The 26,640-nt window shown below is 37.2% G+C and carries 24 protein-coding genes; 15 read left to right on the forward strand and 9 right to left on the reverse strand.

What is annotated here, in order from left to right; all coding sequences use genetic code 11:
* The first annotated feature begins 4 nt into the window (after nt 1-4).
* The 4 genes from LX80_RS12255 to LX80_RS12275 all read left to right on the forward strand — a co-directional run bounded on the left by LX80_RS12255 (nt 5) and on the right by LX80_RS12275 (nt 4,708).
* Nucleotides 5-979: a ribonucleoside-diphosphate reductase small subunit gene (locus tag LX80_RS12255; protein ID WP_111296871.1), complete on the forward strand. Its 975-nt coding sequence runs from the start codon at nt 5-7 to the stop codon at nt 977-979.
* Between the two features lie 33 nt (nt 980-1,012).
* Nucleotides 1,013-3,397 (forward strand): ribonucleoside-diphosphate reductase subunit alpha, encoded by a 2,385-nt coding sequence (locus LX80_RS12260; protein WP_111296873.1) that lies wholly within the window; start codon nt 1,013-1,015, stop codon nt 3,395-3,397.
* A 166-nt stretch (nt 3,398-3,563) separates the two neighbouring features.
* Nucleotides 3,564-4,040 carry a PAS domain-containing protein gene (locus LX80_RS12270; protein ID WP_111296877.1) on the forward strand — a complete coding sequence of 159 codons (477 nt, stop codon included), beginning with the start codon at nt 3,564-3,566 and terminating at the stop codon, nt 4,038-4,040.
* 53 nt (nt 4,041-4,093) lie between these two features.
* Nucleotides 4,094-4,708 (forward strand): HAD family hydrolase, encoded by a 615-nt coding sequence (locus LX80_RS12275; RefSeq protein WP_111296879.1) that lies wholly within the window; start codon nt 4,094-4,096, stop codon nt 4,706-4,708.
* On the opposite strand, the gene LX80_RS12280 is transcribed toward LX80_RS12275, so the two are convergent.
* Together LX80_RS12280 and LX80_RS12285 are read right to left on the reverse strand one after the other, a co-directional pair.
* The gene (locus LX80_RS12280; protein ID WP_111296881.1) at nt 4,703-6,445 is read right to left on the reverse strand and encodes a glycoside hydrolase family 13 protein; all 1,743 of its coding nucleotides are present in this window, start codon (nt 6,443-6,445) and stop codon (nt 4,703-4,705) included. The genes LX80_RS12275 and LX80_RS12280 overlap by 6 nt on opposite strands.
* Before the next feature lie 60 nt (nt 6,446-6,505).
* A complete protein-coding gene (locus tag LX80_RS12285) occupies nt 6,506-6,736 on the reverse strand; it encodes a hypothetical protein (RefSeq protein WP_111296883.1) in 231 nt (76 codons plus the stop codon).
* 169 nt (nt 6,737-6,905) lie between these two features.
* Here LX80_RS12285 and LX80_RS12290 point away from each other — a divergent pair, with 169 nt between their 5' ends.
* The 7 genes from LX80_RS12290 to LX80_RS12320 all read left to right on the forward strand — a co-directional run bounded on the left by LX80_RS12290 (nt 6,906) and on the right by LX80_RS12320 (nt 17,354).
* Nucleotides 6,906-7,376: an LSm family protein gene (locus tag LX80_RS12290; RefSeq protein WP_111296885.1), complete on the forward strand. Its 471-nt coding sequence runs from the start codon at nt 6,906-6,908 to the stop codon at nt 7,374-7,376.
* A 53-nt stretch (nt 7,377-7,429) separates the two neighbouring features.
* Entirely contained in the window at nt 7,430-8,677 is a 1,248-nt protein-coding gene (nusA, locus tag LX80_RS12295) for a transcription termination factor NusA (RefSeq protein ID WP_111296887.1), read from the forward strand.
* Nucleotides 8,678-8,827: 150 nt separating this feature from the next.
* On the forward strand, nt 8,828-11,920 hold the full coding sequence (gene infB / locus LX80_RS12300; RefSeq protein WP_111296889.1) for a translation initiation factor IF-2: 3,093 nt from the start codon (nt 8,828-8,830) through the stop codon (nt 11,918-11,920).
* Between the two features lie 198 nt (nt 11,921-12,118).
* On the forward strand, nt 12,119-13,489 hold the full coding sequence (locus LX80_RS12305; RefSeq protein ID WP_111296891.1) for a peptidylprolyl isomerase: 1,371 nt from the start codon (nt 12,119-12,121) through the stop codon (nt 13,487-13,489).
* A 334-nt stretch (nt 13,490-13,823) separates the two neighbouring features.
* A complete protein-coding gene (gene prpB, locus LX80_RS12310; RefSeq protein WP_111296893.1) occupies nt 13,824-14,723 on the forward strand; it encodes a methylisocitrate lyase in 900 nt (299 codons plus the stop codon).
* Nucleotides 14,720-15,871: a bifunctional 2-methylcitrate synthase/citrate synthase gene (gene prpC / locus LX80_RS12315; protein ID WP_111296894.1), complete on the forward strand. Its 1,152-nt coding sequence runs from the start codon at nt 14,720-14,722 to the stop codon at nt 15,869-15,871. The genes prpB and prpC overlap by 4 nt, the downstream gene beginning before the upstream one ends.
* Nucleotides 15,872-15,902: 31 nt before the next feature.
* On the forward strand, nt 15,903-17,354 hold the full coding sequence (locus LX80_RS12320; protein ID WP_111296896.1) for a bifunctional 2-methylcitrate dehydratase/aconitate hydratase: 1,452 nt from the start codon (nt 15,903-15,905) through the stop codon (nt 17,352-17,354).
* Between the two features lie 179 nt (nt 17,355-17,533).
* Here the strand turns inward: LX80_RS12320 and LX80_RS12325 are convergent, their stop codons facing one another.
* The 7 genes from LX80_RS12325 to sufB are packed head-to-tail and all read right to left on the reverse strand — an operon-like array spanning nt 17,534 to nt 23,669.
* A complete protein-coding gene (locus LX80_RS12325; RefSeq protein WP_111296898.1) occupies nt 17,534-18,022 on the reverse strand; it encodes an RrF2 family transcriptional regulator in 489 nt (162 codons plus the stop codon).
* Between the two features lie 55 nt (nt 18,023-18,077).
* Nucleotides 18,078-18,389: an iron-sulfur cluster assembly protein gene (locus LX80_RS12330; protein WP_111296900.1), complete on the reverse strand. Its 312-nt coding sequence runs from the start codon at nt 18,387-18,389 to the stop codon at nt 18,078-18,080.
* A gap of 12 nt (nt 18,390-18,401) precedes the next feature.
* Complete coding sequence (locus tag LX80_RS12335) at nt 18,402-18,836, reverse strand: SufE family protein (protein WP_111297005.1); 435 nt, start codon at nt 18,834-18,836, stop codon at nt 18,402-18,404.
* Between the two features lies 1 nt (nt 18,837).
* A complete protein-coding gene (locus tag LX80_RS12340) occupies nt 18,838-20,088 on the reverse strand; it encodes a cysteine desulfurase (protein WP_317046484.1) in 1,251 nt (416 codons plus the stop codon).
* 1 nt (nt 20,089) lies between these two features.
* Nucleotides 20,090-21,403 (reverse strand): Fe-S cluster assembly protein SufD, encoded by a 1,314-nt coding sequence (gene sufD, locus LX80_RS12345; protein ID WP_111296902.1) that lies wholly within the window; start codon nt 21,401-21,403, stop codon nt 20,090-20,092.
* Between the two features lie 26 nt (nt 21,404-21,429).
* A complete protein-coding gene (gene sufC / locus LX80_RS12350; protein ID WP_111296904.1) occupies nt 21,430-22,191 on the reverse strand; it encodes a Fe-S cluster assembly ATPase SufC in 762 nt (253 codons plus the stop codon).
* A gap of 32 nt (nt 22,192-22,223) precedes the next feature.
* Nucleotides 22,224-23,669 (reverse strand): Fe-S cluster assembly protein SufB, encoded by a 1,446-nt coding sequence (gene sufB / locus LX80_RS12355; protein ID WP_111296906.1) that lies wholly within the window; start codon nt 23,667-23,669, stop codon nt 22,224-22,226.
* Between the two features lie 186 nt (nt 23,670-23,855).
* Here sufB and LX80_RS12360 point away from each other — a divergent pair, with 186 nt between their 5' ends.
* From LX80_RS12360 to LX80_RS12375, 4 genes are read left to right on the forward strand one after another with little or no spacing between them, the layout of a single operon-like run.
* Nucleotides 23,856-24,314 (forward strand): MarR family winged helix-turn-helix transcriptional regulator, encoded by a 459-nt coding sequence (locus tag LX80_RS12360; RefSeq protein WP_170120456.1) that lies wholly within the window; start codon nt 23,856-23,858, stop codon nt 24,312-24,314.
* 52 nt (nt 24,315-24,366) lie between these two features.
* Complete coding sequence (locus tag LX80_RS12365) at nt 24,367-25,080, forward strand: pirin family protein (protein WP_111296910.1); 714 nt, start codon at nt 24,367-24,369, stop codon at nt 25,078-25,080.
* Between the two features lie 10 nt (nt 25,081-25,090).
* The gene (locus tag LX80_RS12370; protein ID WP_111296912.1) at nt 25,091-25,963 is read left to right on the forward strand and encodes a pirin family protein; all 873 of its coding nucleotides are present in this window, start codon (nt 25,091-25,093) and stop codon (nt 25,961-25,963) included.
* A 38-nt stretch (nt 25,964-26,001) separates the two neighbouring features.
* Nucleotides 26,002-26,529: a YceI family protein gene (locus LX80_RS12375; protein WP_111296913.1), complete on the forward strand. Its 528-nt coding sequence runs from the start codon at nt 26,002-26,004 to the stop codon at nt 26,527-26,529.
* Nucleotides 26,530-26,640: the final 111 nt, after the last annotated feature.

Consider the following 26,640-nt stretch of genomic DNA (forward strand, 5'->3'; position numbering starts at 1 on the left):
TACTATGGACAATAGTAATGAAGTGTTATTGAAAGAAAACAAAGACAGGTTTGTTATTTTACCTATTAATTATCCCGCTATTTGGGAAAAATACAAACAACATGAAGCCAGTTTTTGGACAGCAGAAGAAATTGACCTAAGTGCTGATTTAAAAGATTGGGACAGTTTAAATGATGGTGAAAAACATTTCATATCGCATGTACTAGCCTTTTTTGCTGCGAGTGATGGTATTGTGAATGAGAACCTGGCTGTAAATTTTATGAGCGAAGTACAATTACCCGAAGCAAGATGTTTCTATGGCTTTCAAATTATGATGGAAAATATCCATTCTGAAACCTATGCTTTGTTAATTGACACCTACATCAAAAATCCGGAAGAAAAAAACCGTTTATTTCATGCCATAGATACCGTACCTGCCGTAAAGAAAAAAGCAGAATGGGCATTACGTTGGATAACCAATGGCAGCTTTGCTGAAAGGTTAGTTGCTTTTGCAGCAGTTGAAGGGATTTTCTTTAGTGGCAGCTTCTGCTCTATTTTCTGGTTGAAAAAGCGCGGACTAATGCCGGGATTAACCTTCAGTAACGAATTAATATCACGCGATGAAGGCTTACACTGTGAATTTGCTTGTTTGTTATACAAAATGCTTACCAACAAATTAACCGAACAACAGGTTAAAAATATTATAACAGATGCCGTAAGCATTGAAAAAGAATTTATTACAGATGCCTTACCGGTTGATTTAATTGGCATGAATGCCAAACTAATGCAGCAATACATTGAATTTGTTGCCGATAGATGGTTGGTTGAATTAGGCTATTCAAAAGTTTACAATGCCACCAACCCATTCGATTTTATGGAAATGATTTCACTGCAAGGCAAAACCAACTTTTTTGAAAAAAGAGTGGGTGATTATCAAAAAGCCGGTGTTATGAGCAGCAACATCAATGCTCAAGCTTTCAAGTTAGATGAAGATTTTTAATATCCTTTTGAAAATAATTAAAATATTATATATATGCATGTAATTAAAAGAGACGGAAGAAGAGAAACCGTTAAGTTTGATAAAGTAACAGCTCGCATCCAAAAACTTTCCTATAGCCTTAGCCCTATGGTGAATGTAATTGATGTGGCCAAAAAAACCATTGAAGGCATTTATGATGGTGTAAGAACAGAAGAGTTAGATAATTTAGCTGCCGAAACAGCCGCATCGCTTACCATTACACATCCTGATTACGCAATTTTAGCCTCACGCATTGCTGTAAGTAACTTACACAAGAATACCATTAAAAGCTTTTCGGCTACAATGCGTTTATTGTACAATTACACCGATAGTCACTCCGGTAAAAGAATGCCATTAATTGCCGATGATGTGATGGAAGTAATTGAAGCCAATGCCGAATTGCTAGATAGCACTATAATATATGACAGAGATTTCGCTTTTGATTATTTTGGCTTTAAAACATTAGAAAAATCATACCTGTTAAAAATAAACGGTAAAATTGCTGAACGTCCTCAACATATGTACATGCGTGTTGCTTTGGGCATTCATAAAAATGATGTAGAAAGTGCTATTAAAACTTATCATTTATTAAGTGAACGTTGGTTTACCCATGCAACACCCACCTTATTCAATGCCGGCACACCCAAACCACAAATGAGCTCGTGCTTTTTGCTAACCATGAAAGAAGATAGCATTGATGGCATTTACGATACTTTGAAACAAACAGCAAAAATTTCACAAAGTGCCGGAGGTATTGGCTTAGCCATTCACAACATTCGCGCTACCGGAAGTTATATTGGCGGCACTAATGGTACCAGCAATGGCATTGTTCCCATGCTTAGGGTGTTTAATGATACAGCCCGTTATGTTGACCAGGGCGGTGGTAAAAGAAAAGGCGCGTTTGCTGTTTACCTGGAACCTTGGCATGCCGATGTGTTTGAGTTTTTAGAATTAAAGAAAAACCATGGTAAAGAAGAACTAAGAGCCCGCGATTTGTTTTATGCACTATGGATTCCTGATTTATTCATGAAACGCGTTGAAGCCAATGAAACATGGAGCTTATTCTGTCCCAATGAAGCTCCGGGCTTAAGCGATTGCTGGGGTGAAGAATTTGAAAAATTATATACGCAATATGAAGCAGAAGGGCGTGCACGTAAAACCATAAAAGCACAGGAATTATGGTTTAAAATAATGGAGTCACAAATTGAAACCGGCACCCCTTACATGTTGTATAAAGATGCTGCTAATCGTAAAAGCAATCAACAAAATTTAGGCACCATTAAAAGCAGCAACCTATGCACTGAGATTATTGAATACACAGCACCCGATGAAGTGGCCGTTTGTAATCTTGCCTCATTAGCATTACCTCGTTTTGTAGAAAATGGTCAGTTTAATCACGATAAACTATTTGAAGTTACTTATACTGCTACCGTTAACTTAAACAGAATTATTGACCATAATTATTATCCTGTTGAAGAAGCGCGCAATTCCAATTTAAAACACCGACCCATTGGTTTAGGCGTGCAAGGTTTGGCAGATGTATTTATTTTATTACGATTACCTTTTGAAAGTGAAGAAGCGAAAAAATTAAATAAGGAAATTTTTGAAACTATTTATTTTGCTGCCATGACGGCTAGCAAAGATCTGGCTATTAAAGAAGGTAGATATGCCACTTATGAAGGATCACCACTATCAAAAGGAATTTTCCAATTCGATATGTGGAATGTTACACCTTCTAACCGCTGGAATTGGGAAGAACTAAGGCAACAGGTTAAACAACATGGTGTTCGCAACTCATTATTGGTGGCACCCATGCCTACAGCATCTACTTCACAAATATTAGGAAACAATGAATGTTTTGAACCCTATACTTCTAACATTTATACCCGCAGGGTATTAAGCGGTGAATACATTATTGTAAACAAGCATTTGTTGAAGGATTTAATACAACTGGGTTTGTGGAACAACACCATGAAAAATAAAATAATTGCCAATAACGGTTCTATTCAAAACATTCCTGAAATTCCGGCGAACATTAAAGAATTGTATAAAACTGTTTGGGAAATAAAACAACGTACCATTATTGATATGGCTGCCGACCGTGGCGCTTTTATTTGCCAATCACAATCGCTTAATTTGTTTGTTGATGCACCGAATATGGCAAAACTAACATCTATGCACTTCTATGCATGGAAAAAAGGATTGAAAACAGGTATGTATTATTTGCGTTCACAAGCAGCCACACAAGCAGTACAATTTACCGTTGAAAAACAGGCCGAAGTAACTGCACAGCCCGTTATACCTGTTCAAGAAAATACAACAGAATTAGATGTTACAGCTACTGTAACAGAAGGTGCCGTTTGTACTATGCAAGAAGGTTGTATTACCTGTGGTTCATAAACCAATATTTGGCAGATAATAAAACCCGTTGTAATTACTACAGCGGGTTTTTTGTTCATACAACTTCATTTGTTCAATTATTTAAAATATTTAGCCTGTTTAGCACAAACAAAGCATACAGAATAGAAAAACATACAGCAACTTTACTTGTAACAAACTGTAAGCAATGAATTATTCTAACGCAGCGCATCCATTATTATGCTGGGATATAGTAGTAGAGGGCATGGCACGTCGCAATCAATTACACAAAGATTTACAGGCTTTGAACAAAATACACAGGCTAAACAATTGGGGGTACATTCAATTTGCTTACCACGAGGCATTGATATGGGAAAACAAAACCATTATTGTTACCAATACCCAACTTCAAATCATTTACGCTACTGAAAATTTATTGGCCATGAATGGATACCACCCATCAGAAGTTATTGGTAAACGTCCGGCCATTTTTCAAGGTCCTGAAACCTCAGTAGAAACTCGCAAATTCATTAAAAGTGCCATTCAGGCATTGCAGCCATTTAATACAAGCATTATTAATTACAAAAAAAATGGCAGTATGTACACTTGCCATATTGAAGCTTTTCCAATTTTTGATATCAATGGCAAATTGGTTAACTTCATGGCTATTGAAAAAGCAGCTTAATTCCCTAGTTGCTAACAATTAACGAAGCGCAGATTTTATTGTAATATTGTAGCATGAAAAAAGTGCACAATATCATTTTCGATTTGGGAGGTGTTTTTATTAATCTTGATTTTCAGAAAACAACGCAAGCTTTTCAACAATTAGGTATTCAAAACTTCCAACAATTTTTTTCACAAAATCATTCTAATGATTTGTTTATAGCCTTAGAAACGGGCAAAATTACGGCGAATGAATTTTTTGAATTGCTTAGAAAAACAACCGGCATTAATGCTGACAATCAAACTATAACTGACGCATGGAACGCCATGCTATTAAACTTTCCACCGGAAAGAATTGAATGGCTGAATAAAATAAACAAACAATATCCCGTTTATCTGTTTTCAAACACCAATATTATTCACTACAATTGTTTTATGCAGTTGTTTCAACGCGATGTTGGAATGCAGAACTTTAATGAGCAATTTTTAAAAGCCTATTATTCCCATGAAATGGGCATGCGAAAACCCGATGCAGATGGCTTTGAATATATTTTGCAACAAAACAATTTAAAACCCGAAGAAACTTTGTTTATTGATGATACCTTAGCCAATATTAATACCGCCAAGGCTTTAGGCTTCCAAACCATTCATTTAACGGCACCACAAACGGTACTGGATTTGCGTTTATAATTCTATAACCATTGCTTCATATGGACGTAAACTTATCTTAGGCTGTAAGGTTATCGTTTTTCCTACATCGGTATAATTAGCCAAAGCCACTTTTCCCTGTCCTTTCATATGGTTGTTATTAAACGTAGCATTCTTGGTTGAAAAATTAAGTAGTATTAAAAATTTACCGGCTGCATCTTCACGAGTGTAGGCATATACTTGGTCATTGTTTTTATCCAATAAAGTATATTTCCCATATACCAAAGTTGTATGAGTGTTTCGAAGCTGTACAAGCTTTTTAAAATAATTCAAACAACTGTTAGGGTCTTTTTCTTCAACAGCAACATTAATGGTTTTGTAATTTGGATTTACATTAATCCATGGTGTGCCGGTTGTAAAGCCGGCATTTGGCGAAGTATTCCACTGAAATGGCGTTCTGCCGTTATCGCGGGCACCAAAGGCAAAATTTTTCAGCAAATCTTGTACATTCCCTCCGGTTAAAACGGTATGCTTGTATTCATCTAAAATAACTTTATCGCGGTAATCATTTATGGAAGTAAAATTAGGATTCGTCATGCCCAGCTCATCTCCGTTGTAATAAAAGGGAGTTCCACGCATGGTTAAAATAAAGGTTGACAACATTTGCGAAGAATGCGTACGAAAAGCAGGGGCATCATTTCCAAAGCGGCTAACCATTCTTGCCTGGTCGTGGTTGGCTAAAAATATTGCTAACCATCCGCTATGTTCAAAAGCACTATCCCATTGCGAAAAAACGGTTTTGAAATGCAGCAAGCTGTATCCGTTAGGTTTTGCTATATCTACTCCATTAAAAGCATAAGCTAAATTCAATTCGTGGCGATTACTATCTACCAAATTGTGTGCATCTTCAAATGTATTACCGGCCCCTTCTGCAACACTCATTACATCATACTTGCTAAAAATTTGTTGATACATTTGTTGCAGGTATCCATGTAAGTTTCCTTGCATAGCATAGTAACGAGTAAAATCTTTTTCAAAACCCTTGGGAAACATTGGAAAGGTGGTATCTTTTGCCACAAACTGAAATGCATCTAACCGAAACCCATCAATACCTTTATCAGCCCAAAAGCGCATAATATCATAAACTTCTTCACGTACTTTCGGATTTTCCCAATTTAAGTCGGGTTGTTTATCGGAAAAGTAATGTAAATAGTAGGCATTGGTTAACGAATCATATTTCCATGCATCATGGTTAATATCAAACAAGCTAAAACGATAGGGCGGCTTTCCGTTTTCCGCATTCCACCAATGATAATAATTACGATAAGGGTTTGTTCGCGAACTGCGGCTTTGTTTAAACCACTCATGTTCACTGCTGCTATGGTTTACTACCAAATCCATCACCAATTTAATACCACGGCGATGCATACCGCTTAAAAGAGAATCAAAATCGGCCATGGTGCCATACTCCGGATCTATTTTTCGGTAATCACTAACATCATAGCCATTATCAAAATTAGGCGATTGGTATATGGGGTTTAACCATACAACATTAATACCTAAACTTTTTAAATAATCTAATTCCGAAATAATTCCTTTTAAATCGCCAATGCCATCTCCATTACTATCCTTGAAGCTGCGCGGATAAATTTGATAAACTATTGCACTCTTCCACCATTTTGGGGAATTTGATTCATTTTTATTTTCAGCTTGTGCTTTGGTTTGGTTGGCCAATAAACAGGAAAGGGAAAGTGCTATAGCGGCAATATAATTTTTCATATTAGCAGAAAAGTAAAAGTGTTAGTGAATTGTTTGAAAAAAACAATGATAAACTTTGATCTATTTTTTAACCTCTTCAAAGTCAATGTATTCGCCCTCTTCGTTAGATGTATTGTGTTTGGAGCCGGAAGCGGATTGATGGTTATTGGAACTAAATTGCTGTTGCTCTTGTTGCATGGCATTAATTTTTTGTTTCATTTCTGAGGTTGCTTTGCCAATGGGCACAACCAAATCAAAAACAAATTTGTACAGCAAATAAAGTACACAGCCCCAAATAATAATTTTAAGCATAATGGCAAAATTACACGAATGATTGTAATTTTTAAAAACAGCAGCATTTTTTAACCATTTGCATTTTAACGCTTACTTATTTGGTGAATAAACAATTTATCCATTACATTTGCATTGGAAAAAAGAACAAAAGGAAGGGAACGAGCACGTTCCCTTCTGCTTTATAGGTATGTTAACAGAATCACCCATAGAACAAATTACCGGCATTGTAAACCAGATGCTGGAATCGGAACCCGGTTTTTTTTGTGTATCGGTTAAAATAAAACCTACACAAAACATAAAAGTGTATTTAGATGGCGATAACGGATTCCCTATTGAGAAATGCGTTTATTTTAACAGAAAACTGTATCAGTTAATAACGGAAGCCGGCATTTACCCTGAAGGTGAATTTAGCCTGGAAGTTTCCTCGCCCGGCGTTGGCGAACCGCTACAGTTGCATCGGCAATATGTAAAAAATATTGGCCGAACTGTTGAAGTGGTTTTTAAAGATGATACCGTTAAAACAGGCACTTTATTGGCCGTTACGGATAATGATATTTTATTAGAACAAACCATTGGTAAAGGTAAAAAAGCCACAACGCAACAAGTTTTAATTCCATTTAATAATATAAAAACAACAACCGTTCAAATTAAATTTTAACCACCATCGGGCTTAAAGGCTTATTGCCTGAAGCAACACAAAATCATTGAATTATGGCAAGTATTAACCTCATTGACGCATTTCAGGAATTTAAAGACACTGAAAACCTTGACAGACCCACGTTAATGAAAGTGGTAGAAGATGTTTTTAAAACCTTACTTCGAAAAAAATATGGTAGCGACGAAAACTTTGACGTTATTGTAAATGCAGAAAAAGGCGACTTAGAAATTATTCGTCGCAGAATGATTGTTGAAGACGGAGAAGTAAATGACCCACTTGCCGAAATTAGCTACTCTGAAGCTGTTAAAATTGAACCCGACTTTGAAGTAGGCGAAGAATTATATGAAGAAGTTGATATGCTTGACTTTGGACGCCGTGCCATTTTAGCCGCTAAACAAACCTTAGCCAGCCGTATTAACGATTTAAAAAAGAATATTCTTGTTAAAAAATACAGCGACCGCATTGGCGAAATCATTTCTGCCGATGTACACCAGGTTTGGAAAAAAGAAGTTTTATTAATGGACGAGGAAGGTAATGAGTTAATTCTACCCAAATCAGAACAAATTCCGCAAGACTTCTTTCGCAAAGGCGAAACCGTTCGAGCCGTAGTAGCAAGAGTTGATTTAAAAAACAATTCACCTGTTATCATTCTTTCACGTACCAGTCCCTTGTTTTTGGCTAAACTGTTAGAAATAGAAGTACCGGAAATTTTTGATGGATTAATTTCTATTAAAAAAATTGTTCGTGAACCGGGTGAAAGAGCCAAAGTAGCTGTAGAATCATACGATGACAGAATTGATCCCGTTGGTGCTTGTGTGGGTATGAAAGGTAGCCGTATTCATGGCATTGTTCGCGAATTAAAAAATGAGAATATTGACGTAATTAATTACACCAACAATATTCAATTATTAATTCAACGCTCTTTAACACCTGCTAAAATCAGCTTCATGAACATTGACTCTGAAAAGAAACAAGCCGATGTTTATTTGAAGGCCGATCAGGTTTCACTGGCCATTGGGCGCAGAGGCGTGAATATTAAATTAGCATCTGAACTTACCGGTTATACCTTGGATGTATTTAGAGAAGATGAAGAGAAAACCGATGAGTTTGATATTGACTTGGAAGAATTTAGCGATGAAATTGAACCTTGGGTAATTGAAGCATTTAAAAAAGTTGGATGCGATACTGCCCGCAGTGTGCTTAACTTAAGCAATGATGAATTGGAAAGAAGAACCGATTTGGAAAAAGAAACCATTGAAGAAGTTAGGCAAATTTTACAAGCTGAATTCGATAATGAATAAAAGCATAAACAACCCCATTTATGCCAACAAACAAACTTTAAGTAAAAACAAGGGGTATTTTAAAGCAATATATTAGGCTATAAACAGTCTTATGTATACATTTGAGCGTTGCCTTTTAACAAAGGGAACAGATGGATTAAATAAAACGGAATGTCAGAACTGAAATTACCAAGATTATTAGCAGCCGCAAAAGAGTTTAATGTTGGCCAGGAAACCATTATTGAATTTTTAGGCAAGAAAGGTTTTAATAAAGATGAGTTAAAACCTACCGCCAAACTTACAGCCGAAATGTACCTGGCACTTCAGGCAGAATTTCAAAGTGATAAACAGGCTAAAAACAAAGCCGATCAGGTTGAAATTCCAAAAATTATTCCGCCTGATGCCCGTAAAAGAAAGGACAAAGAGGAAGAAGAAACAACTGCTAAAAAAGAAGATAAAAAAGCATCCAAGGAAGAAGTAAAAGAAGTAGTAGAACCGGAAATTACTGTAACAACAAATGAATCGGTTACTGCTATTGAAAAAGAAGAACCGACTATTTCAAACCAACCTAATGACATTCCCGAACCTTCTGTTGCAGAAAAATTTGTTGAACCGGAGAATACAAGCACCCCGGCAACTCCTGCAGAACCTGATTTTATTAAATTAGAAGTTCCGGAAATTGAAGGGCCGAAAATTATTGCCAAAATAGATATTGATGCAATAGAAAATTCAACTCGTCCTAAAAAACAAGTAAAGAAAAAAGAGGAGCCAACGGCACAAAAATTAGAAGAAGAAAACACTCCTTCAACAACTGCAACACCGGTACCTGAAGTAGCAGCACCTGTTGCTGAAACCTTACCGGAAGATACTTCATCCAACACAGAAACTAAGGAAGAGCCAACAGAAAGCTTAACCGAAAGCAATACCCCACAAGAAAACGGTAACCCTATTATAGAAAATATTGAAGTAGAAAAATTGACAGGGCCTAAAATATTAGGTAAAATTCAATTACCAATTGATAGTGATACAAGACCTAAACCCACTTCTCGCGATGAAAATCGCAAACAACGCAAACGCATTCCATTGAATAAGGTGGGTGGTAATCAACCCGGTGGTCAATTTAATCGCGAACCCAAGACAGGCAATCCACAACAACGCCACGGCAACAATGCACCTGGAGGTAATGCCCCGCTTACCGGTCCTAACAGACCTGTACAGCCTGCCAACAACCGCAACAACCAACAACAAAATGGGCAAAACCAACAAGGGGGCAATCGTAATAATTTACGCAATTCACCACATCCTAAACACGGAGGTCGTGATCATAGAAAAGAAGAGAAAGAAATAGACGCAAAAGATATTCAAGAAAAAATTAAGGAAACACAAGCCAAATTGGCCGGTGCCGGTGGTAGAGGTAAAAGTTTAAAAGCCAAATACCGCCGTGCTAAACGCGATGAGGCAGCCGAATCAATGGGCGAAGCCACTGAAAACAATAAGTTACAGGTTACAGAATTTATTAGCGTTAGTGAATTGGCCAACTTAATGGATGTAAGTTTTGCCGATGTTATTGCAAAATGTATGAACTTAGGCATCATGGTTTCAATTAATCAACGCCTTGATGCGGAAGTAATTGAATTAGTGGCCAGTGAGTTTGGATATGAAGTTGAATTTATTGGCATGGATGATGTAGATGAACTAAACGAGGATGAGGAAGAAGAAGATAGCCAAAACCTGGAAACCCGTCCACCCATTGTTACCATTATGGGGCATGTTGACCATGGTAAAACTTCATTGCTCGACTACATAAGAAATTCCAATGTTGTAGCCGGTGAGGCCGGAGGCATTACACAACATATTGGTGCTTATGAAGTTACCTTACCCGAAAGTGGAAAGCACATTACCTTTTTAGATACGCCTGGTCACGAAGCTTTCACAGCCATGCGTGCCCGTGGTGCAAAAGTTACCGATATTGCGGTAATTGTAATTGCTGCCGATGATGCAGTAATGCCCCAAACCAAAGAAGCAATAATCCATGCTCAAGCAGCAAATGTACCCATGATATTTGCTATTAATAAAATTGATAAAGAAGGTGCTAACCCCCAAAAAATATATGAACAACTATCGCAAATGAACATTTTGGTGGAAGAATGGGGCGGCAAATATCAAAGCCAGGAAATTAGTGCGAAAAAAGGCTTAAACGTTAATTTATTGCTGGAAAAAATATTGTTGGAAGCTGAACTACTCGACCTAAAAGCCAATCCCAAAAAAGAAGCATCAGGTTCTATTATTGAAGCTACTTTAGATAAAGGGCGTGGTTATGTTGCCACAATTTTAGTACAAAATGGAACTTTAAGACAAGGCGACATCATAGTAAGTGCCCAATACCATGGACGCGTTAAAGCCATGTTCAATGAACGTAATCAACGAATAAATGAAGCACCCCCTTCAACCCCTGCCGTAATATTGGGATTGAATGGTGCACCGCAAGCCGGCGAAAAATTTAAAGTATATTTAGATGAATCCGATGCAAAAGAAGTAGCCAATAAACGGGCTCAATTAATGCGTGAACAAGGATTAAGAACCCGTAAGCACATTACCTTAGATGAAATTGGCCGACGCCTTGCATTAGGAAATTTCAAAGAGCTTAACATTATTATTAAAGGTGACGTGGATGGTTCAATTGAGGCATTAAGTGATTCCTTACAAAAACTTTCTACCGACGAAATTGCCGTAAATGTGGTTCATAAAGCTGTAGGACAAATTTCTGAAAGTGATGTACTATTGGCTACCGCTTCCGATGCCATTTTAATTGGCTTCAATGTTCGCCCATCGGCTCAAGCAGCCAAATTGGCTCAAAATGAAGGTGTTGAAATAAAAATGTACTCTATTATTTACAATGCCATTGAAGAAGTAAAAAGCGCTATGGAAGGTATGCTGGAGCCAAAAATTCAGGAAAAAGAAGTGGCAACTGTTGAAGTACGTGAAGTATTTAAGTTCGATAAAGCAACTGTTGCAGGCTGTTTTGTTGTAGAAGGCCGCATAAAACGCGATGCCAAAATACGTTTGTTTAGAGATGGCATTCTTATTTACCCACGCCAGGAAGGTGCTTTTGCAGAATTAGGAAGTTTAAAACGGTATAAAGATGATGTAAAAGAAGTACCCTCTAACATGGAATGCGGCTTAACCATTAAAAACTATGCCGATTTGGCAGTTGGCGACACTATTGTAGCTTACGAAGAATTAGAAATTAAACGTACACTATAACTAACCCTTAATAAAAAATTTGCTTCAGAATAGGTTATTAACCCACACCCTGAAGCAAATTTTTTTGTTAAAAGCTTATTCGGCTTAAAGTTTGCAAAAGTTTAGAAGTACATTTGAAATACTTTTTTGTAAAAAGTAATTGGCCCTTTAAAAGGAATTTCCTTCGGCTTTATTGCAGATTACAAGCATATTTAACTTATGAAACATTTTTTATTTTTTAGTTTGATTGTATGCACATCCTTAACCTCATTAAACGCACAGGTTCAAAAGGTTGTGGCAGATAAAATTGTGGCGCAAGTAGGCGATAAAATTATTTTACGTTCCGATGTGATGAATGCTATTTCCGATGCTAAAAGACAAGGACAAGAGGCTTCCTTACCCCCACATCCGGAATGCGCATTTCTGGAAGCACAACTTATACAAAAAGCATTGGTTCTACAAGCCGAAAAAGACTCTCTAACTGTATCTGACGAAGATTTGGATGCTGCATTAGACAACCAAATAAGAGGCTTTATACGCGAATATGGTTCAAAAGAAGTATTGGAAGAAATTGCCGGTAAAACCATTTATCAAATTAAAGAAGACTTTAGACCCGCTTTCCGCGACCGTAAATTGGCCGACCAAATGCGCAACAAAATTTTGGATAACGTAAAAGTTACCCCTAATGAAGTAAAAGCCTATTTTGATAAAATTCCAAAAGATAGCTTACCCTTCTTTGAAAGTGAAATAGAAGTTAGTCAAATTCTAATTCAACCAAAAGCCAATAAAGAAGTGGAAGACTATGTATCGAAAGATTTATACAGTTACAAAAATCAGGTGGAAACAGGTCAAAAACGATTTGATCAATTAGCTAAATTATATTCTGACGACGTTGAAACGGAAAAACAAGGTGGCTTATTGCATTTAAACAGAAACGATAAATTCTGGGACCCTACCTTTTTATCTACCGTATTTAAACTGAAAGAAGGCCAAATTTCACCGGTTATCAAATCAAAATTTGGATTGCACATTATACAATTGGTTAGCCGTTCCGGTGATGATGCAGTGGTTCGCCATATTTTAAAAATTCCTCCCGTTACACAAACCGAAATTAATTTAGCAGTAAATAAGTTAGATTCTATCAGAAATTTAATAGAAACCAAACAAATTACTTTTGGTGAAGCTGTTAACCGCTTTAGCGATGACGAAAACAGCAAATTCACCGGAGGCCAAATTCAAGGAAGAGATGGCAGCTCATACATTACTATTGACCAATTACCGGATAAAGATTTAATTCCCTTACTCAAAAATTTAAAACCGGGCGATATTTCTAAGCCTCAGGTTTATACCGATGACAGAGGAAGAAAAATGGTACGGTTGGTTTATTTGAAAACCAGAACCGAACCCCATCGCGAAAACTTAAAAGAAGACTATAATAAAATTGCACAACAAGCCCTTGAAGACAAAAAACAACAAAAATTGGAACAATGGTTCAATGATCATTTGCCTTCATTTTATATCACCATTGATAAAGAATTCAAGGGATGCAAAACATTAAACGAATGGTGGAAATATGCCGCTAAAAATTAAATCCGTATAGTTCTTTAAGAGCCCCTCATCTAAAAATCAGGGGCTTTTTTATTGCATTATCCAAAATCTTTTACCAGCAAAATGTATGATTTCATAGGCATGGTAAAAATTAAACATACTTAATTCAGTCAACACATTACCCAGTGAAATCGTGCAATAATCCTCGTATTAACTTCAAACCAAAAAGCCTAACAAATAGGTAAAATTTTAAATAAAAAATAGGCAAATAAATATTGTTTGCCAAAACATTATAAACGCATCAGGCTGTACTTTTGTGGCTGCATAAATTATTATTTAATGCTTGTCTTTTATACATTTTTTTAAATCGTTCATCATGCAGCAGTCAATTGTATCAGGTTCGCCCGGCTTTAGGTTTAAAGAAGCCATGCAAAACGAAAAACCGCTTCAAATAGTGGGCACCATTAATGCCAACCATGCTTTACTGGCTACCCAAAGCGGATTTAAAGCTATTTATTTGTCAGGTGGTGGTGTAGCAGCCGGTTCTTTGGGCATTCCCGATTTAGGCATTACCACATTAGAAGATGTTTTAATTGATATAAACAGAATTACCAATGTTACCGATACCCCGCTATTGGTAGATGTAGATACCGGATTTGGATCATCTGCTTTTAATATAGCACGAACCGTAAAATCGCTTATCAAAGCAGGAGCCGCTGCATTGCATATTGAAGACCAGGTAGGTGCTAAACGTTGCGGACATCGCCCCGGTAAAGAAGTGGTAAGCAAGGAAGAAATGGTTGACCGTATAAAGGCGGCTGTGGACGCTAAAACCGATGAGCACTTTGTAATAGGTGCCCGTACTGATGCTTTAGCCAATGAAGGCTTAGAAAAAACTTTGGAAAGAGCTGTTGCTTATAAAGAAGCAGGGGCTGATTTTATTTTTGCCGAAGCAATAACAAACATTAGTTATTATCAGAAATTTGTAGATGCAACCGGCATTCCGGTATTGGCCAATATTACAGAGTTCGGAATGACCCCATTATATACCGTTCAGGAATTGCGCGATGCAGGGGTTGGCTTGGTATTATATCCCTTATCTGCATTTAGAGCAGCAAATAAAGCAGCTTTGAATGTGTACCAACATATTCGTACCGATGGTACACAGAAAAATGTTTTAGATACCATGCAAACCCGTGAAGAACTTTATAAAAGCATTGGCTATTATGAATATGAACAAAAAATTGATAACCTTTTTAAAAAAAATAAACAATGACAGAAAATACAACACCCACACCAAAGCCCAAAAAAAGCGTAGCGCTTTCCGGTATTGTTGCCGGTAATACGGCTCTTTGCACAGTTGGTAAAAGTGGTAACGATTTGCATTACCGCGGCTATAATATTCTTGACTTAGCCGAAAAAGCAGAATTTGAAGAAGTAGCTTATTTACTGATTCACGGCGAATTACCCAATAAAGCACAATTAGCTGCCTATAAAACTAAATTAAAGTCATTAAGAGGTTTGCCTGTAGTGGTAAAACAAGTGTTGCAACATATTCCTGCCGCCGCACACCCAATGGATGTGTTACGTACAGCCGTATCCGTTATGGGAACCATATTACCTGAAAAAGAAGACCACAATGTGGCAGGAGCGAAAGATATTGCTGATAAATTGTTGGCATCACTCAGTTCTGCATTATTATATTGGTACCACTTTTCACACAACGGTAAACAAATTGATGTAGAAACAGATGATGATAGCATAGGTGCACATTTTTTACATTTATTACATGGCAAAAAACCAAGTAAATCTTGGGAAAGAGCCATGCATACTTCATTAATTTTATATGCTGAACACGAATTCAATGCATCTACTTTTACCGGACGCGTAATTGCTGGAACTGCCTCTGATTTTTATTCGGCCATTACAGGAGCTATTGGCGCATTACGTGGACCCAAACATGGTGGTGCGAATGAAGTAGCTTATGATATTCAAAGCCGCTATACCTCGGCCGATGAAGCAGAACAAGACATTAAAAAAAGGTTGGAAAATAAAGAAGTAATCATTGGCTTTGGCCACCCTGTTTACACCATTTCCGACCCGCGTAATGTGGTAATTAAAAAAATTGCTCACGACCTTTCAAAAGAAGCCAATGACATGCAACTATATCAGGTTGCAGAACGCATTGAAACCATAATGTGGAATGAGAAAAAAATGTTCCCCAATCTCGATTGGTTTTCAGCAGTATCTTATCATTTAATGGGTGTACCTACTGCCATGTTTACCCCTTTGTTCGTTGTTGCAAGAGTTACCGGTTGGAGCGCACATATTATTGAACAAAGGCAAGATGGAAAAATCATTCGTCCAAGCGCAAACTACACAGGCCCTGAAAACAGAGATTTTGTACCCATAGAAAAACGTTAATCCTATTCGTAATAAATAAAATAATTTAAGAATGTCACAACACATTAGCAATGAACGTCCCCAACCTGATACAGTTTTAACCGACATAGTTGATTATGTATTGAATTATGAAATTAAAAATGAACTTGCTTGGAAAACTGCACATTACTGTTTGCTGGACACTTTAGGTTGTGGATTTGAAGCGCTCACTTATCCTGCCTGTACCAAATTATTAGGTCCCATTGTACATGGCACTATTGTTCCCAATGGCGCAAAGGTTCCGGGAACTCAATTTCAGTTAGATCCGGTTCAGGCAGCATTCAATATTGGCGCCATGATTCGGTGGCTTGATTTTAATGATACCTGGCTGGCTGCAGAGTGGGGACACCCATCTGATAATTTAGGAGGCATTTTGGCAACAGCCGATTGGCTTTCGCGCACTTATGTTGCAGCCGGCAAACCTGCTTTATTAATGAAAGATGTATTAGATGCCATGATCAGAGCCCATGAAATTCAGGGAGTCTTGGCATTAGAAAACTCATTTAATAAAGTGGGATTAGACCATGTCTTATTAGTGAAAGTGGCTTCAACAGCGGTAGTGGGTAAACTCATCGGTTTAACCCGTGATGAATTAATTAATGCTGTTTCCAATGCGTTTCTCGATGGTCATTCTTTACGCACCTATCGCCATGCTCCCAACACCGGAAGTCGAAAATCATGGGCAGCGGGTGATGCTACGTCAAGGGCTGTACGTTTAGCATTAATTGCTAAAACCGGCGAAATGGGATATCCTTCCGTGCTTACAGCGCCCAAATGGGGCTTTTACGATGTGCTATTCAAAGGAAACACTTTCCAATTTCAACGCGATTATGGCTCGTATGTAATGGAAAATGTTTTATTTAAAATATCATTCCCTGCTGAGTTCCACGCCCAAACTGCGGTTGAAGCTGCAATGACTATACATAAACAGTTACAAGCAATGGGCAAATCATCCAATGATATAAAACACATAACAATTCGCACGCATGAAGCTGCCATTCGCATTATTGATAAAAAAGGCCCATTGAATAATCCGGCCGATCGTGACCACTGTATTCAGTACATGGTTGCCATACCGCTTATCTTTGGTCGCCTAACAGCTGCCGATTATGAAGACAATGTGGCTGCTGATAGCCGAATTGATGCTTTGCGCGAAAAAATTACTTGTGTTGAAGACCCTCAATTTACCAGAGATTACCACGATCCGGAAAAACGCTCAATTGCAAACGCGCTTACAGTTGAATTAAATGATGGAACTCAATTAAATGAAGTTGTGGTAGAATACCCTATTGGCCATAAGCGCAGAAGAGAAGAGGGTATTCCGGAATTATTGAAAAAGTTCAAAATTAATTTGGCACGCAAATTCCCTGAGAAACAACAGCAAAACATTTTGAACATTGCATTAAACTACAACACGCTTATCAATACTCACGTAGATGAGTTTGTTGATTTAATGGTAATATAGTTTAGTACAGTAAACAAACAGCATGAATCATTTTTGCTGTATTTGTTTTCTGAAAATATAAAGAGGCTGTATGAACTAAATACAGCCTCTTTTTTTTACTTGAAATAGTTTGATTTAAACAGCACAGTAAGATGCTGAATATACAAGTGTGTTACCGTTGTTTATATTGATTAAATAAACTAAGCGGGTTCTGCCTCTTTCAATAATTGCAAATGCGCCTGAAAAAGATTGCTGAGCAGGTTTTCTGAGTTTTGCTCACTTCCAATTAAATCTTGTAAGCTCACTTTATCTAATAGTTGATCAATTGAAAACTGTACCATTTGCCATAATGAACGAACAGAACAATCAACCGAATTATTACAAAAACGCATGGCACCACTGTAATCACCGCAAAACTCTTTTGAAAACAAAGCACCACCTAACGATTTAAGTACCTGGTTTACATTAATTTCTTTAGCAGGTCGGGCTAACACATAGCCACCTACGTTACCGGGTGTACTATTTATGTAACCGGCTTTCCGTAACAAACGGGTTAGCTTTGCTATATATGCTTTCGTTAAGCCTTCTGCCTGGCTTAATGCAAGAATGCTCAGACCCTCGTTGTCTTTGCAACGTGCAATGCGTATTAATATTCTTAAACCATATTCTTCCTGTGCAGTTATTTTCATGTTGATTGATTTAATTTTTCAATTAACAGAATATTTTACGGATAAATCATTAGAATTATAGGAAACCCAATGTTAATTGGGCAGCTTCGCTCATCATACTTTTATCCCAAGGTGGATTCCAAACCACAGAAACATGTACATCATTTACCCCTTCAATTGCTCGCACTTTTTGGTCAACCTCAATAGGCAATTCCTGTGCAGCTGGGCAACTTGGTGCGGTTAATGTCATTACAATTTGAACATTATTAATCGGCAATACTTTCACCTCATAAATCAATCCCAACTCATATATATCTACCGGAATTTCCGGATCATAAATTTGATGGAGTACTTCAATTACTTTTTCCCGCAATACTTCAGGTTCCATGTGTATTCAATTTTAAGAATGTATTGATTGAAAAGCCAAAGCATAATTTTTCATTTGCTGAATCATAGCCCTTAAACCGTTTGAACGAGTTTGTGCCAAATGCGACATCATACCAATATCTTGCAAAAAGCCCAACTTAGCTTGTAAAATTTCATCAGGTGTAAGTCCCGATAATACTTTAATTAACAAGCTTACCAAACCTTTTACAATAACGGCATCACTATCCGCTTTAAAATACACTTTACCATTTTCAAAGTTGGCCACTAACCAAACAGTTGACTGACAACCTTTAATTATATTTTCTTCCAGTTTGTATTTTGCATCAAGGGGTGGCAGTTGTTTACCCAACTCAATAATATATTCATATTTTTCTTCCCAACTGTCTAACAACGAAAAAGCTTCAACAATCTCTGCTTCTCTTGCCGCTATGGTATTGGATTCACTCATACTATAAAAGCATTTTAATTGATTTTTCAATTCCTTTCACTAAAGCATCAACCTCTTCAAAAGTATTATACATGGCAAATGAAGCACGAACGGTACCGGGAATACCAAACCGATGCATTAAAGGTTGTGTACAATGATGACCGGTACGAACTGCAATTGCCTGATTATCTAATAAAACCCCCATATCTTGTGGGTGAATATTTTTTACCAGAAATGATATTACGCCGGTTTTATTTTGGGCTGTACCATAAATACGTAGATCATCTATTTGCAACATTTTATCGGTTGCATAAGCCAATAACGCATTTTCGTGCGCCTGAATTTTTTCAATACCGGTTTGCTGCATAAAATCAATAGCGGCTTTCAAAGCAACAGTGTCAGCAATATTAGGCGTACCGGCCTCATATTTGTAGGGCAGAACAGCATAAGTAGTTTTTTCAAAACTCACTTCCTTAATCATTTCCCCACCGCCCATAAAAACCGGCATGCTTTCAAGTAATGCTTTTTTGCCGTATAGTACACCCACTCCGGTTGGCCCGTAAATTTTATGGCCTGAAAAAGCATAGAAATCGCAATTTAGTTGCTGCACCTGAATATTTAAGTGAACAGTTGCTTGTGCACCATCAACTAACACCAATGCACCTACGTTATGTGCCATAGTTATAATATCGCTTATGGGATTGATAGTACCTAAGCTATTAGACACATAAGTAATTGCTACCAGTTTTGTTTTAGGCGATAACAGCTTTTCAAATTCTTCCATAATTAGTTCACCGGCATCATTTACGGGAACTACTTTTAAAACAGCTTTTTTTTCAGCACATAAAATTTGCCATGGAACAATATTAGAGTGGTGTTCCATAGCAGAAATTAAAATTTCATCACCTTCATGTATATTTTGCTTACCCCAAGTATTGGCAACCAAATTAATTGACTCAGTTGTGCCACGGGTAAAAATAATTTCCTCGGGTGCTGCTGCACCAATAAAAGATTGAACCGCCAAACGGGTAGCTTCATAAGCTGTGGTAGCTTCTTCAGCCAAAGTGTGAATGCCGCGATGTATGTTGGCATTCGTATTCACATAAAAATCGCGCAAAGCATTAATAACTGCCCAAGGCTTTTGTGTAGTTGCCGCATTATCTAAATAAACTATGGGCTTGTTGTTTATAGTACGCTGTAATAAAGGGAATTGTGAACGAATTTCACTAACAGGTAACGTATTGAATATTGCACTTGCGGTTTCCATAATCATATTAACTGGTTTGCACAGCCAGCCTGTTTACAATAATATCTTCAATGTGCTCACGTAACGATTCTATATTTATTTTATCAATTACATCATTGGCAAATGCTAACAACAACATGGCTTTCGCCTGTGCTGCATCAATTCCACGTGAACGCAAATAAAATAAAGCTTCTTCATCTAACCTTCCCACTGTACATCCGTGTGAGCATTTTACATCATCGGCAAAAATTTCTAATTGTGGCTTAGTGTTTACAGAAGCATTATCACTCAGTAAAATATTTTTATTGCTTTGGTAAGCATTGGTTTTCTGCGCTTGAGGTCTTACATAAATTTTACCGCTAAATACACCGGTGCTACTTCCGTCTAAAATTCCTTTATACAATTCGTTACTAAAACAGTTGGGCTCACGGTTATCTACCAAGGTATGATTGTCGGCATGTGTACTTCCATTTAACAAATACAAACCATACATGTGGGCTTCATTACCGGCTTTTTCCATTATTATATTGGTATTATTTCGCAACATACCACCGGTTAATGTAGCTACTACCGTGTGTACAAAGCTTTTACCAATTTGACGAATATGTGTGGTATTCACCTGATTGGCGTTTGCAACATCTGCTTGCAACTTGTAATATTCAAATTGTGCATTTTCAGCTACTACTACTTCCATTACTTCATTAATAAAACTATCGGTATTTCCTATGGTAGCATAATGTTCAACAATTTTTAATGAAGCAGACTCTGAAATATATACCAAACTACGCGGTTGCGCTAAAACCGGATTTTTTTGTGTGTTACACAAATGATAAACATAAAACGGTAAATCTATTTGTGCATTTTTAGGAACATACACAAACACACCACCGTTAATAAAGCTGGTATTTAAAGCATGTACACCATCTTTAATATACAAACTGCTTTTACCTAAATGTGCTTTTACCAACTCGGCATATGTGGAATCAGACAGTGCTTTTTCCAAAGGCAGCACCACCAACTCTTTTGAACGAATGTTTGAAAGTGAAGCATCATAAACACCATTTACAAATATCAACTCATTAGCTTCGTTACTATTAGGCAAACGTGTCTGTTGCAAAAATTGCTGTTCAATCGAAACAGTATTTTCACTTAATTCGAAGGGCTTTTTGAACAACTGGCTAACAGGTGTATAACGCCATTCTTCATTTTTATAAGAAGGAATACCATTTACCTGAAAATTTTCAAATGCCTTTAAACGAATTTCGTTTAGTACAGCATCTGCTTGCTGCGTTTGCAATGCACTAAACTTTTCCTGTATATATGCCGATTCTGAAATTGCCATATTCTTTTAAAAATTTAAAATCAATGTTATTGAGCGGTAGCACCGAATGCTTCTTTTATGTAATCGTATCCTTGGTCTTCTAAAGTAAGTGCCAAATCTTTGGTACCCGATTTCACAATGCGTCCATTATACAATACGTGTACAAAGTCAGGCTGTAAATAATCCAACAAACGCTGGTAGTGGGTAATAACAATAATGGCATTTTCGCTGCTACGTAATTTATTAACGCCGCTGGCAACAATACGTAAAGCATCAATATCCAAACCCGAATCGGTTTCATCTAATATAGTTAATTTAGGTTCGAGCATGGCCATTTGAAAAATTTCATTTTTCTTTTTTTCACCACCCGAAAAACCTTCATTCACTGAACGGGTAAGTAAGGCTTTATCTATTTCAACCAACTGCATTTTCTCTTTCATCAATTTCAAAAAAGCAACAGCATCCAAAGGTTCTAAACCATGGTATTTTCTTTTTTCATTCACTGCTGTTTTAATAAAATTGGTAGTGCTTACACCGGGAATTTCAACAGGGTATTGAAAAGCCAAAAACAAACCTTCGCGGGCTCTATCTTCGGGCGATAGTTCTAACATATTTTTTCCCAAAAAAGTAATAGAACCATCCGTTACTTCATATTCTTCCCTACCGGCTAAAACTGATGCCAAAGTACTTTTTCCGGAACCATTGGGACCCATAATAGCGTGTACTTCACCGGCTTTAACTTCCAAATTAATTCCCTTTAAAATCTCTTTTCCTTCAATAGCAGCATGAATGTTGTGAATAGATAACATATTAATAAAATATAATTAATGAAAAATTTAATTTAACCTACACTTCCTTCCAAACTAATAGCTAAAAGTTTTTGTGCTTCCACAGCAAATTCCATGGGCAACTGGTTCATTACCTCTTTGGCAAAACCGGTAACAATTAATGCAACAGCAGCTTCCGTGTCAATACCACGTTGGCGGCAATAAAACAATTGATCTTCACCGATTTTAGATGTAGTAGCTTCATGTTCAATAATTGCAGAAGGATGAGAAGCCTCTATATATGGGAAAGTGTGTGCACCACATTTATCGCCCAACAACAAGGAGTCGCATTGCGAAAAGTTACGAGCATTGATAGCATTTTTGGCCACTTTTACCAATCCACGATAACTATTTTGGCTTTTTCCTGCAGAAATCCCTTTCGATACAATTCGGCTGCGGGTATTTTTTCCAATATGAATCATTTTGGTACCGGTATCGGCTTGCTGTAAATGATTGGTAAGTGCTACTGAATAAAATTCTCCGACAGAGTAATCGCCTTTTAAAATTACACTGGGGTATTTCCAGGTAATAGCAGAACCGGTTTCTACTTGCGACCAAGAAATTTTTGAACGTTCGCCTAAACAAATACCCCTTTTGGTAACGAAATTATAAATACCTCCTTCGCCATTGGCATCGCCGGGGTACCAGTTTTGCACTGTTGAATATTTGATTTCTGCATCCTTATGTGCCACCAATTCTACTACTGCTGCGTGTAATTGATTTTCATCACGTTTGGGTGCAGTACAACCTTCCAAATAACTTACATAGGCGCCTTCTTCCGCAACAATTAAAGTACGCTCAAATTGTCCGGTATTTTCAGCATTAATACGGAAATAGGTAGATAGTTCCATTGGGCAACGTACCCCCTTGGGAATGTAACAAAATGAACCATCAGAAAAAACTGCACTATTTAAAGCAGAAAAGTAATTATCAGTCATGGGCACAACAGAACCCAAGTACTTTTGTACCAAATCTGGATGATTTTGAATAGCCTCACTCATAGAGCAGAAAATAATACCCACCTCGGCAAGCTGTTGCTTAAATGAAGTAGCTACAGAAACACTATCCATCACCACATCAACCGCTACACCTGTCAAACGTTTTTGCTCGGCAATAGAAATACCCAACTTTTCAAAGGTTTTCAAAAGTTCCGGATCAACTTCATCCAAGCTATTTAATGCCTTCTTTTTTTTGGGAGCGGCATAGTAAATAATATCCTGAAAATTAATAGGCGGATATTTAATATTGGCCCAATCAGGCGCTTCCATTTTTAACCAATGAGCATAGGCTTTCAGGCGCCAATTCAACATCCATTCAGGCTCATTTTTCTTTTGCGAAATAAGCCTTATAATGTCTTCATTTAATCCTTTGGGAACTGTTTCCGTTTCAATGTTTGTAACAAATCCATACTTGTATTCAGAACCTATGGCTTGCTCCAGCACATCAATTTCTTCTTTCATTCTGCTTATTTTTTGTGAAATGCAATTCAATTTCAGCCACAAAGGTAACTGCTTTTTTCTGTTTGTACAAAATAGTATAAACAGAAAGCTTTTTTTCCTTTTGTCGTAACAGCCTTTTCCGGCACAAGTTTTATTAAACTTTAAAAAAAATTTGGAAAATTACATGTATATACATACATTTGTGTTGTGAAATTAGAACAAGCCATAAAAAGTGAAAATTTTAAGAGTGAAGTGCACAAGGCAACATTAAACATTTTATATACCGCCTGGTGGCTTAAAACCCAAGGTGCAACTATTTTAAAACAATACGGAATTACCCACGAACAATTTAATGTTTTAAGAATTTTAAAGGGCAAACATCCGGAATCCATGTGCGTTCGCGATATAGCAGGAAGAATGATTGAAAGAAATTCAAACGTACCCAGAATTGTTGACCGCCTGGAACTGAAAAAATTGGTAGAACGCAACCAGTCACAAATTGACAAAAGGGAAACTGTTATTCATTTAACTCCCCTGGGTATTGATTTATTGGAAAGAAGCAGGCAAGCTATGGATGCATATCACGAAGCCGAAATTATACTCAGCAACGAAGAAGCCCAGCAACTCAATGCATTGCTTGAGAAAATACGACTAAAAGAAAAATAATTTTTTTAACCAAATACATGTATATACACCTAACATTATAAACAGTAATTTTATGAAAACAATCATACATACAGCAAATTCAAGAGGCATAGCCCAACATGGTTGGTTGTATAGCCGCCATACATTTAGCTTTGCTGATTATTACAACCCCGAAAGAATGCACTTTGGTGCATTAAGGGTATTGAATGATGATACAGTTGCACCCGGCATGGGGTTTTCTGCACACCCACACCGCAACATGGAAATTATTTCCATTCCGCTTTCAGGTGATTTGCACCACAAAGACAATACCGGACGCGATGCCATAATAAAAGAAAACGATGTACAAATTATGAGTGCAGGCAGCGGTATTGTACACAGTGAAACCAATGCTAACCACAACAGGCAGGTAAAGTTCTTGCAAATATGGGTTTTACCGAAAGAATTAAATATTACGCCTCGCTACCAGCAAATAACGTTGAATAGTGATAGTTTAAAAAATCAATTAGCAACTGTTGTTGCTCCCGATAACGACAAAGCTTTGTGGATTAATCAGGATGCATGGTTTAGTTTGGGTAAATTTGATGCTGCCACTAACATAAATTATCAACTTCACCAACCGGGTAATGGGGTTTATGTTTTTGTGATTGAAGGAAGCGCAACAATCAATAACACTACTTTAAATAACCGTGATGCCATGGGCATTACAGAAGCTTCTGAAATACCCATTCACATTGAAGCCGGATCGCACATTTTATTAATGGAAGTGCCCATGATAACTGAATAAAACGAAAAAAATGTCATTAAAAAAAATACAAACCATCATTGCAGGTTCGCCCACTAAAGTGGGAAGTATTGATGTACAGGAATTATTACCTTATGAGAAAGGCTTTTACGATCCATTCTTGGTTTTTCACCATGGCATAGCTAAAGCCGATCCCAATATTCCCATACATATACAAGGTGTAGGCCCTCATCCCCACCGCGGATTTTCAGCCATCAGCTTTATTTATAAAGGTGGTATTCATCATCAAGATAGCAGAGGCAATAACCATATTGTTTATGAAGGTGGAACACAATGGATTCATGCCGGAATGGGCATTATTCACAGCGAACGCGTTCCCGCCGACATTTTTGAACATGGAGGTGTACAGGAATTACTGCAAGTTTGGGTAAATACGCCGGCTGCACATAAAATGGACCAACCACATTATTATCCGGCTACAAAGGCCGATACGCCAACTATTACAACGGAAGACGGATTGGTAGAGATTTTAGTGCCTGCCGGTGAATTGGATGGTACAAAAGGAATAATTCCAACATTTACCCCTGTAAATACTTTTATGGTCAATATGAAAGCGGGTGGAAAATATACTTTCCAAATTCCGGTTACACACCAATCACTTGTTTACGTTTTAAGTGGGCGTGTTTTGTACAACAATGAAACAACTATTACAGCAAAGCACATGGCATTATTGGAAAAACAAGGCAACGAGTTTACCATAGAAGCTTTAGAAAATAGTGCATTGTTTATTGGCAGCGGCGAACCCTTAAATGAGCCTATTGCCGCACACGGACCATTTGTAATGAATAACCAAACAGAAATTTTACAAGCTTTTAGAGATTACCAAATGGGTAAAATGGGCGTATTAATTGAAGAAACAAATTAAACTAAACAAATATTCATTCAACATTAAAAAACAAAAAAATGGCAACTTACAAAATTGATGCTGCACACAGCGAAGTAACATTTAAAGTAAAACATTTAATGATTGCCAGTGTAACAGGGCAATTTAAAGAATTTGATGGATCAATGACAGCAGAAAAAGCTGATTTTACTGATGCATCTATTAATTTCGAAGCGTTGGTCAATAGCATTACTACCGGCAATGATCAAAGAGATGGACATTTAAAAAGTGATGACTTTTTTGCTGCAGAAAAATTCCCAAAGCTTACATTTAAAAGCACTGCTATTCAAAAATTAGATGAAGAAACTTACAATTTAACAGGTAACCTAACCATTAGAGATGTAACCAAACCCGTTACATTAAAAGTTACTTATGGCGGACAAATCATTGACCCATGGGGACAAACTAAATTAGGTTTTGAAATTGAAGGTAAAATCAACCGTAAAGATTTTGGTCTTACCTGGAGCGCAACTACCGAAACAGGCGGTATTGTGGTAAGTGATGACGTAAAACTTCATTTAAATATTGAATTGACTAAGCAAGCATAGTTGTATTTTCAAGCGGGATGTAGGCATTTCAACCAAAAACCATCCCGCTTTTTCCCAAATTCAACAACACTTTAGGCAACCATTTTATGCCTTTGGTGTTGTACAATGAAC

Origin of the sequence: Hydrotalea sandarakina (genome assembly GCF_003254115.1) — a bacterium.
GTDB lineage: Bacteria > Bacteroidota > Bacteroidia > Chitinophagales > Chitinophagaceae > Hydrotalea > Hydrotalea sandarakina.

Excerpts from the sequence above, each read along its gene's own strand:
- prpB (WP_111296893.1), top strand. The coding sequence starts at position 13,824 with ATGCAGCAGTCAATTGTATCAGGTTCGCCCGGCTTTAGGTTTAAAGAA.
- LX80_RS12365 (WP_111296910.1), top strand. The coding sequence starts at position 24,367 with ATGAAAACAATCATACATACAGCAAATTCAAGAGGCATAGCCCAACAT.
- sufC (WP_111296904.1), bottom strand. The coding sequence starts at position 22,191 with ATGTTATCTATTCACAACATTCATGCTGCTATTGAAGGAAAAGAGATT.
- LX80_RS12290 (WP_111296885.1), top strand. The coding sequence starts at position 6,906 with ATGTTAACAGAATCACCCATAGAACAAATTACCGGCATTGTAAACCAG.
- LX80_RS12285 (WP_111296883.1), bottom strand. The coding sequence starts at position 6,736 with ATGCTTAAAATTATTATTTGGGGCTGTGTACTTTATTTGCTGTACAAA.
- LX80_RS12340 (WP_317046484.1), bottom strand. The coding sequence starts at position 20,088 with ATGATTATGGAAACCGCAAGTGCAATATTCAATACGTTACCTGTTAGT.
- LX80_RS12320 (WP_111296896.1), top strand. The coding sequence starts at position 15,903 with ATGTCACAACACATTAGCAATGAACGTCCCCAACCTGATACAGTTTTA.
- LX80_RS12275 (WP_111296879.1), top strand. The coding sequence starts at position 4,094 with ATGAAAAAAGTGCACAATATCATTTTCGATTTGGGAGGTGTTTTTATT.
- LX80_RS12255 (WP_111296871.1), top strand. The coding sequence starts at position 5 with ATGGACAATAGTAATGAAGTGTTATTGAAAGAAAACAAAGACAGGTTT.
- LX80_RS12325 (WP_111296898.1), bottom strand. The coding sequence starts at position 18,022 with ATGAAAATAACTGCACAGGAAGAATATGGTTTAAGAATATTAATACGC.
- LX80_RS12370 (WP_111296912.1), top strand. The coding sequence starts at position 25,091 with ATGTCATTAAAAAAAATACAAACCATCATTGCAGGTTCGCCCACTAAA.
- LX80_RS12260 (WP_111296873.1), top strand. The coding sequence starts at position 1,013 with ATGCATGTAATTAAAAGAGACGGAAGAAGAGAAACCGTTAAGTTTGAT.
- LX80_RS12330 (WP_111296900.1), bottom strand. The coding sequence starts at position 18,389 with ATGGAACCTGAAGTATTGCGGGAAAAAGTAATTGAAGTACTCCATCAA.
- LX80_RS12335 (WP_111297005.1), bottom strand. The coding sequence starts at position 18,836 with ATGAGTGAATCCAATACCATAGCGGCAAGAGAAGCAGAGATTGTTGAA.
- LX80_RS12305 (WP_111296891.1), top strand. The coding sequence starts at position 12,119 with ATGAAACATTTTTTATTTTTTAGTTTGATTGTATGCACATCCTTAACC.
- LX80_RS12280 (WP_111296881.1), bottom strand. The coding sequence starts at position 6,445 with ATGAAAAATTATATTGCCGCTATAGCACTTTCCCTTTCCTGTTTATTG.
- nusA (WP_111296887.1), top strand. The coding sequence starts at position 7,430 with ATGGCAAGTATTAACCTCATTGACGCATTTCAGGAATTTAAAGACACT.
- LX80_RS12270 (WP_111296877.1), top strand. The coding sequence starts at position 3,564 with ATGAATTATTCTAACGCAGCGCATCCATTATTATGCTGGGATATAGTA.
- sufD (WP_111296902.1), bottom strand. The coding sequence starts at position 21,403 with ATGGCAATTTCAGAATCGGCATATATACAGGAAAAGTTTAGTGCATTG.
- LX80_RS12375 (WP_111296913.1), top strand. The coding sequence starts at position 26,002 with ATGGCAACTTACAAAATTGATGCTGCACACAGCGAAGTAACATTTAAA.
- prpC (WP_111296894.1), top strand. The coding sequence starts at position 14,720 with ATGACAGAAAATACAACACCCACACCAAAGCCCAAAAAAAGCGTAGCG.
- sufB (WP_111296906.1), bottom strand. The coding sequence starts at position 23,669 with ATGAAAGAAGAAATTGATGTGCTGGAGCAAGCCATAGGTTCTGAATAC.
- infB (WP_111296889.1), top strand. The coding sequence starts at position 8,828 with ATGTCAGAACTGAAATTACCAAGATTATTAGCAGCCGCAAAAGAGTTT.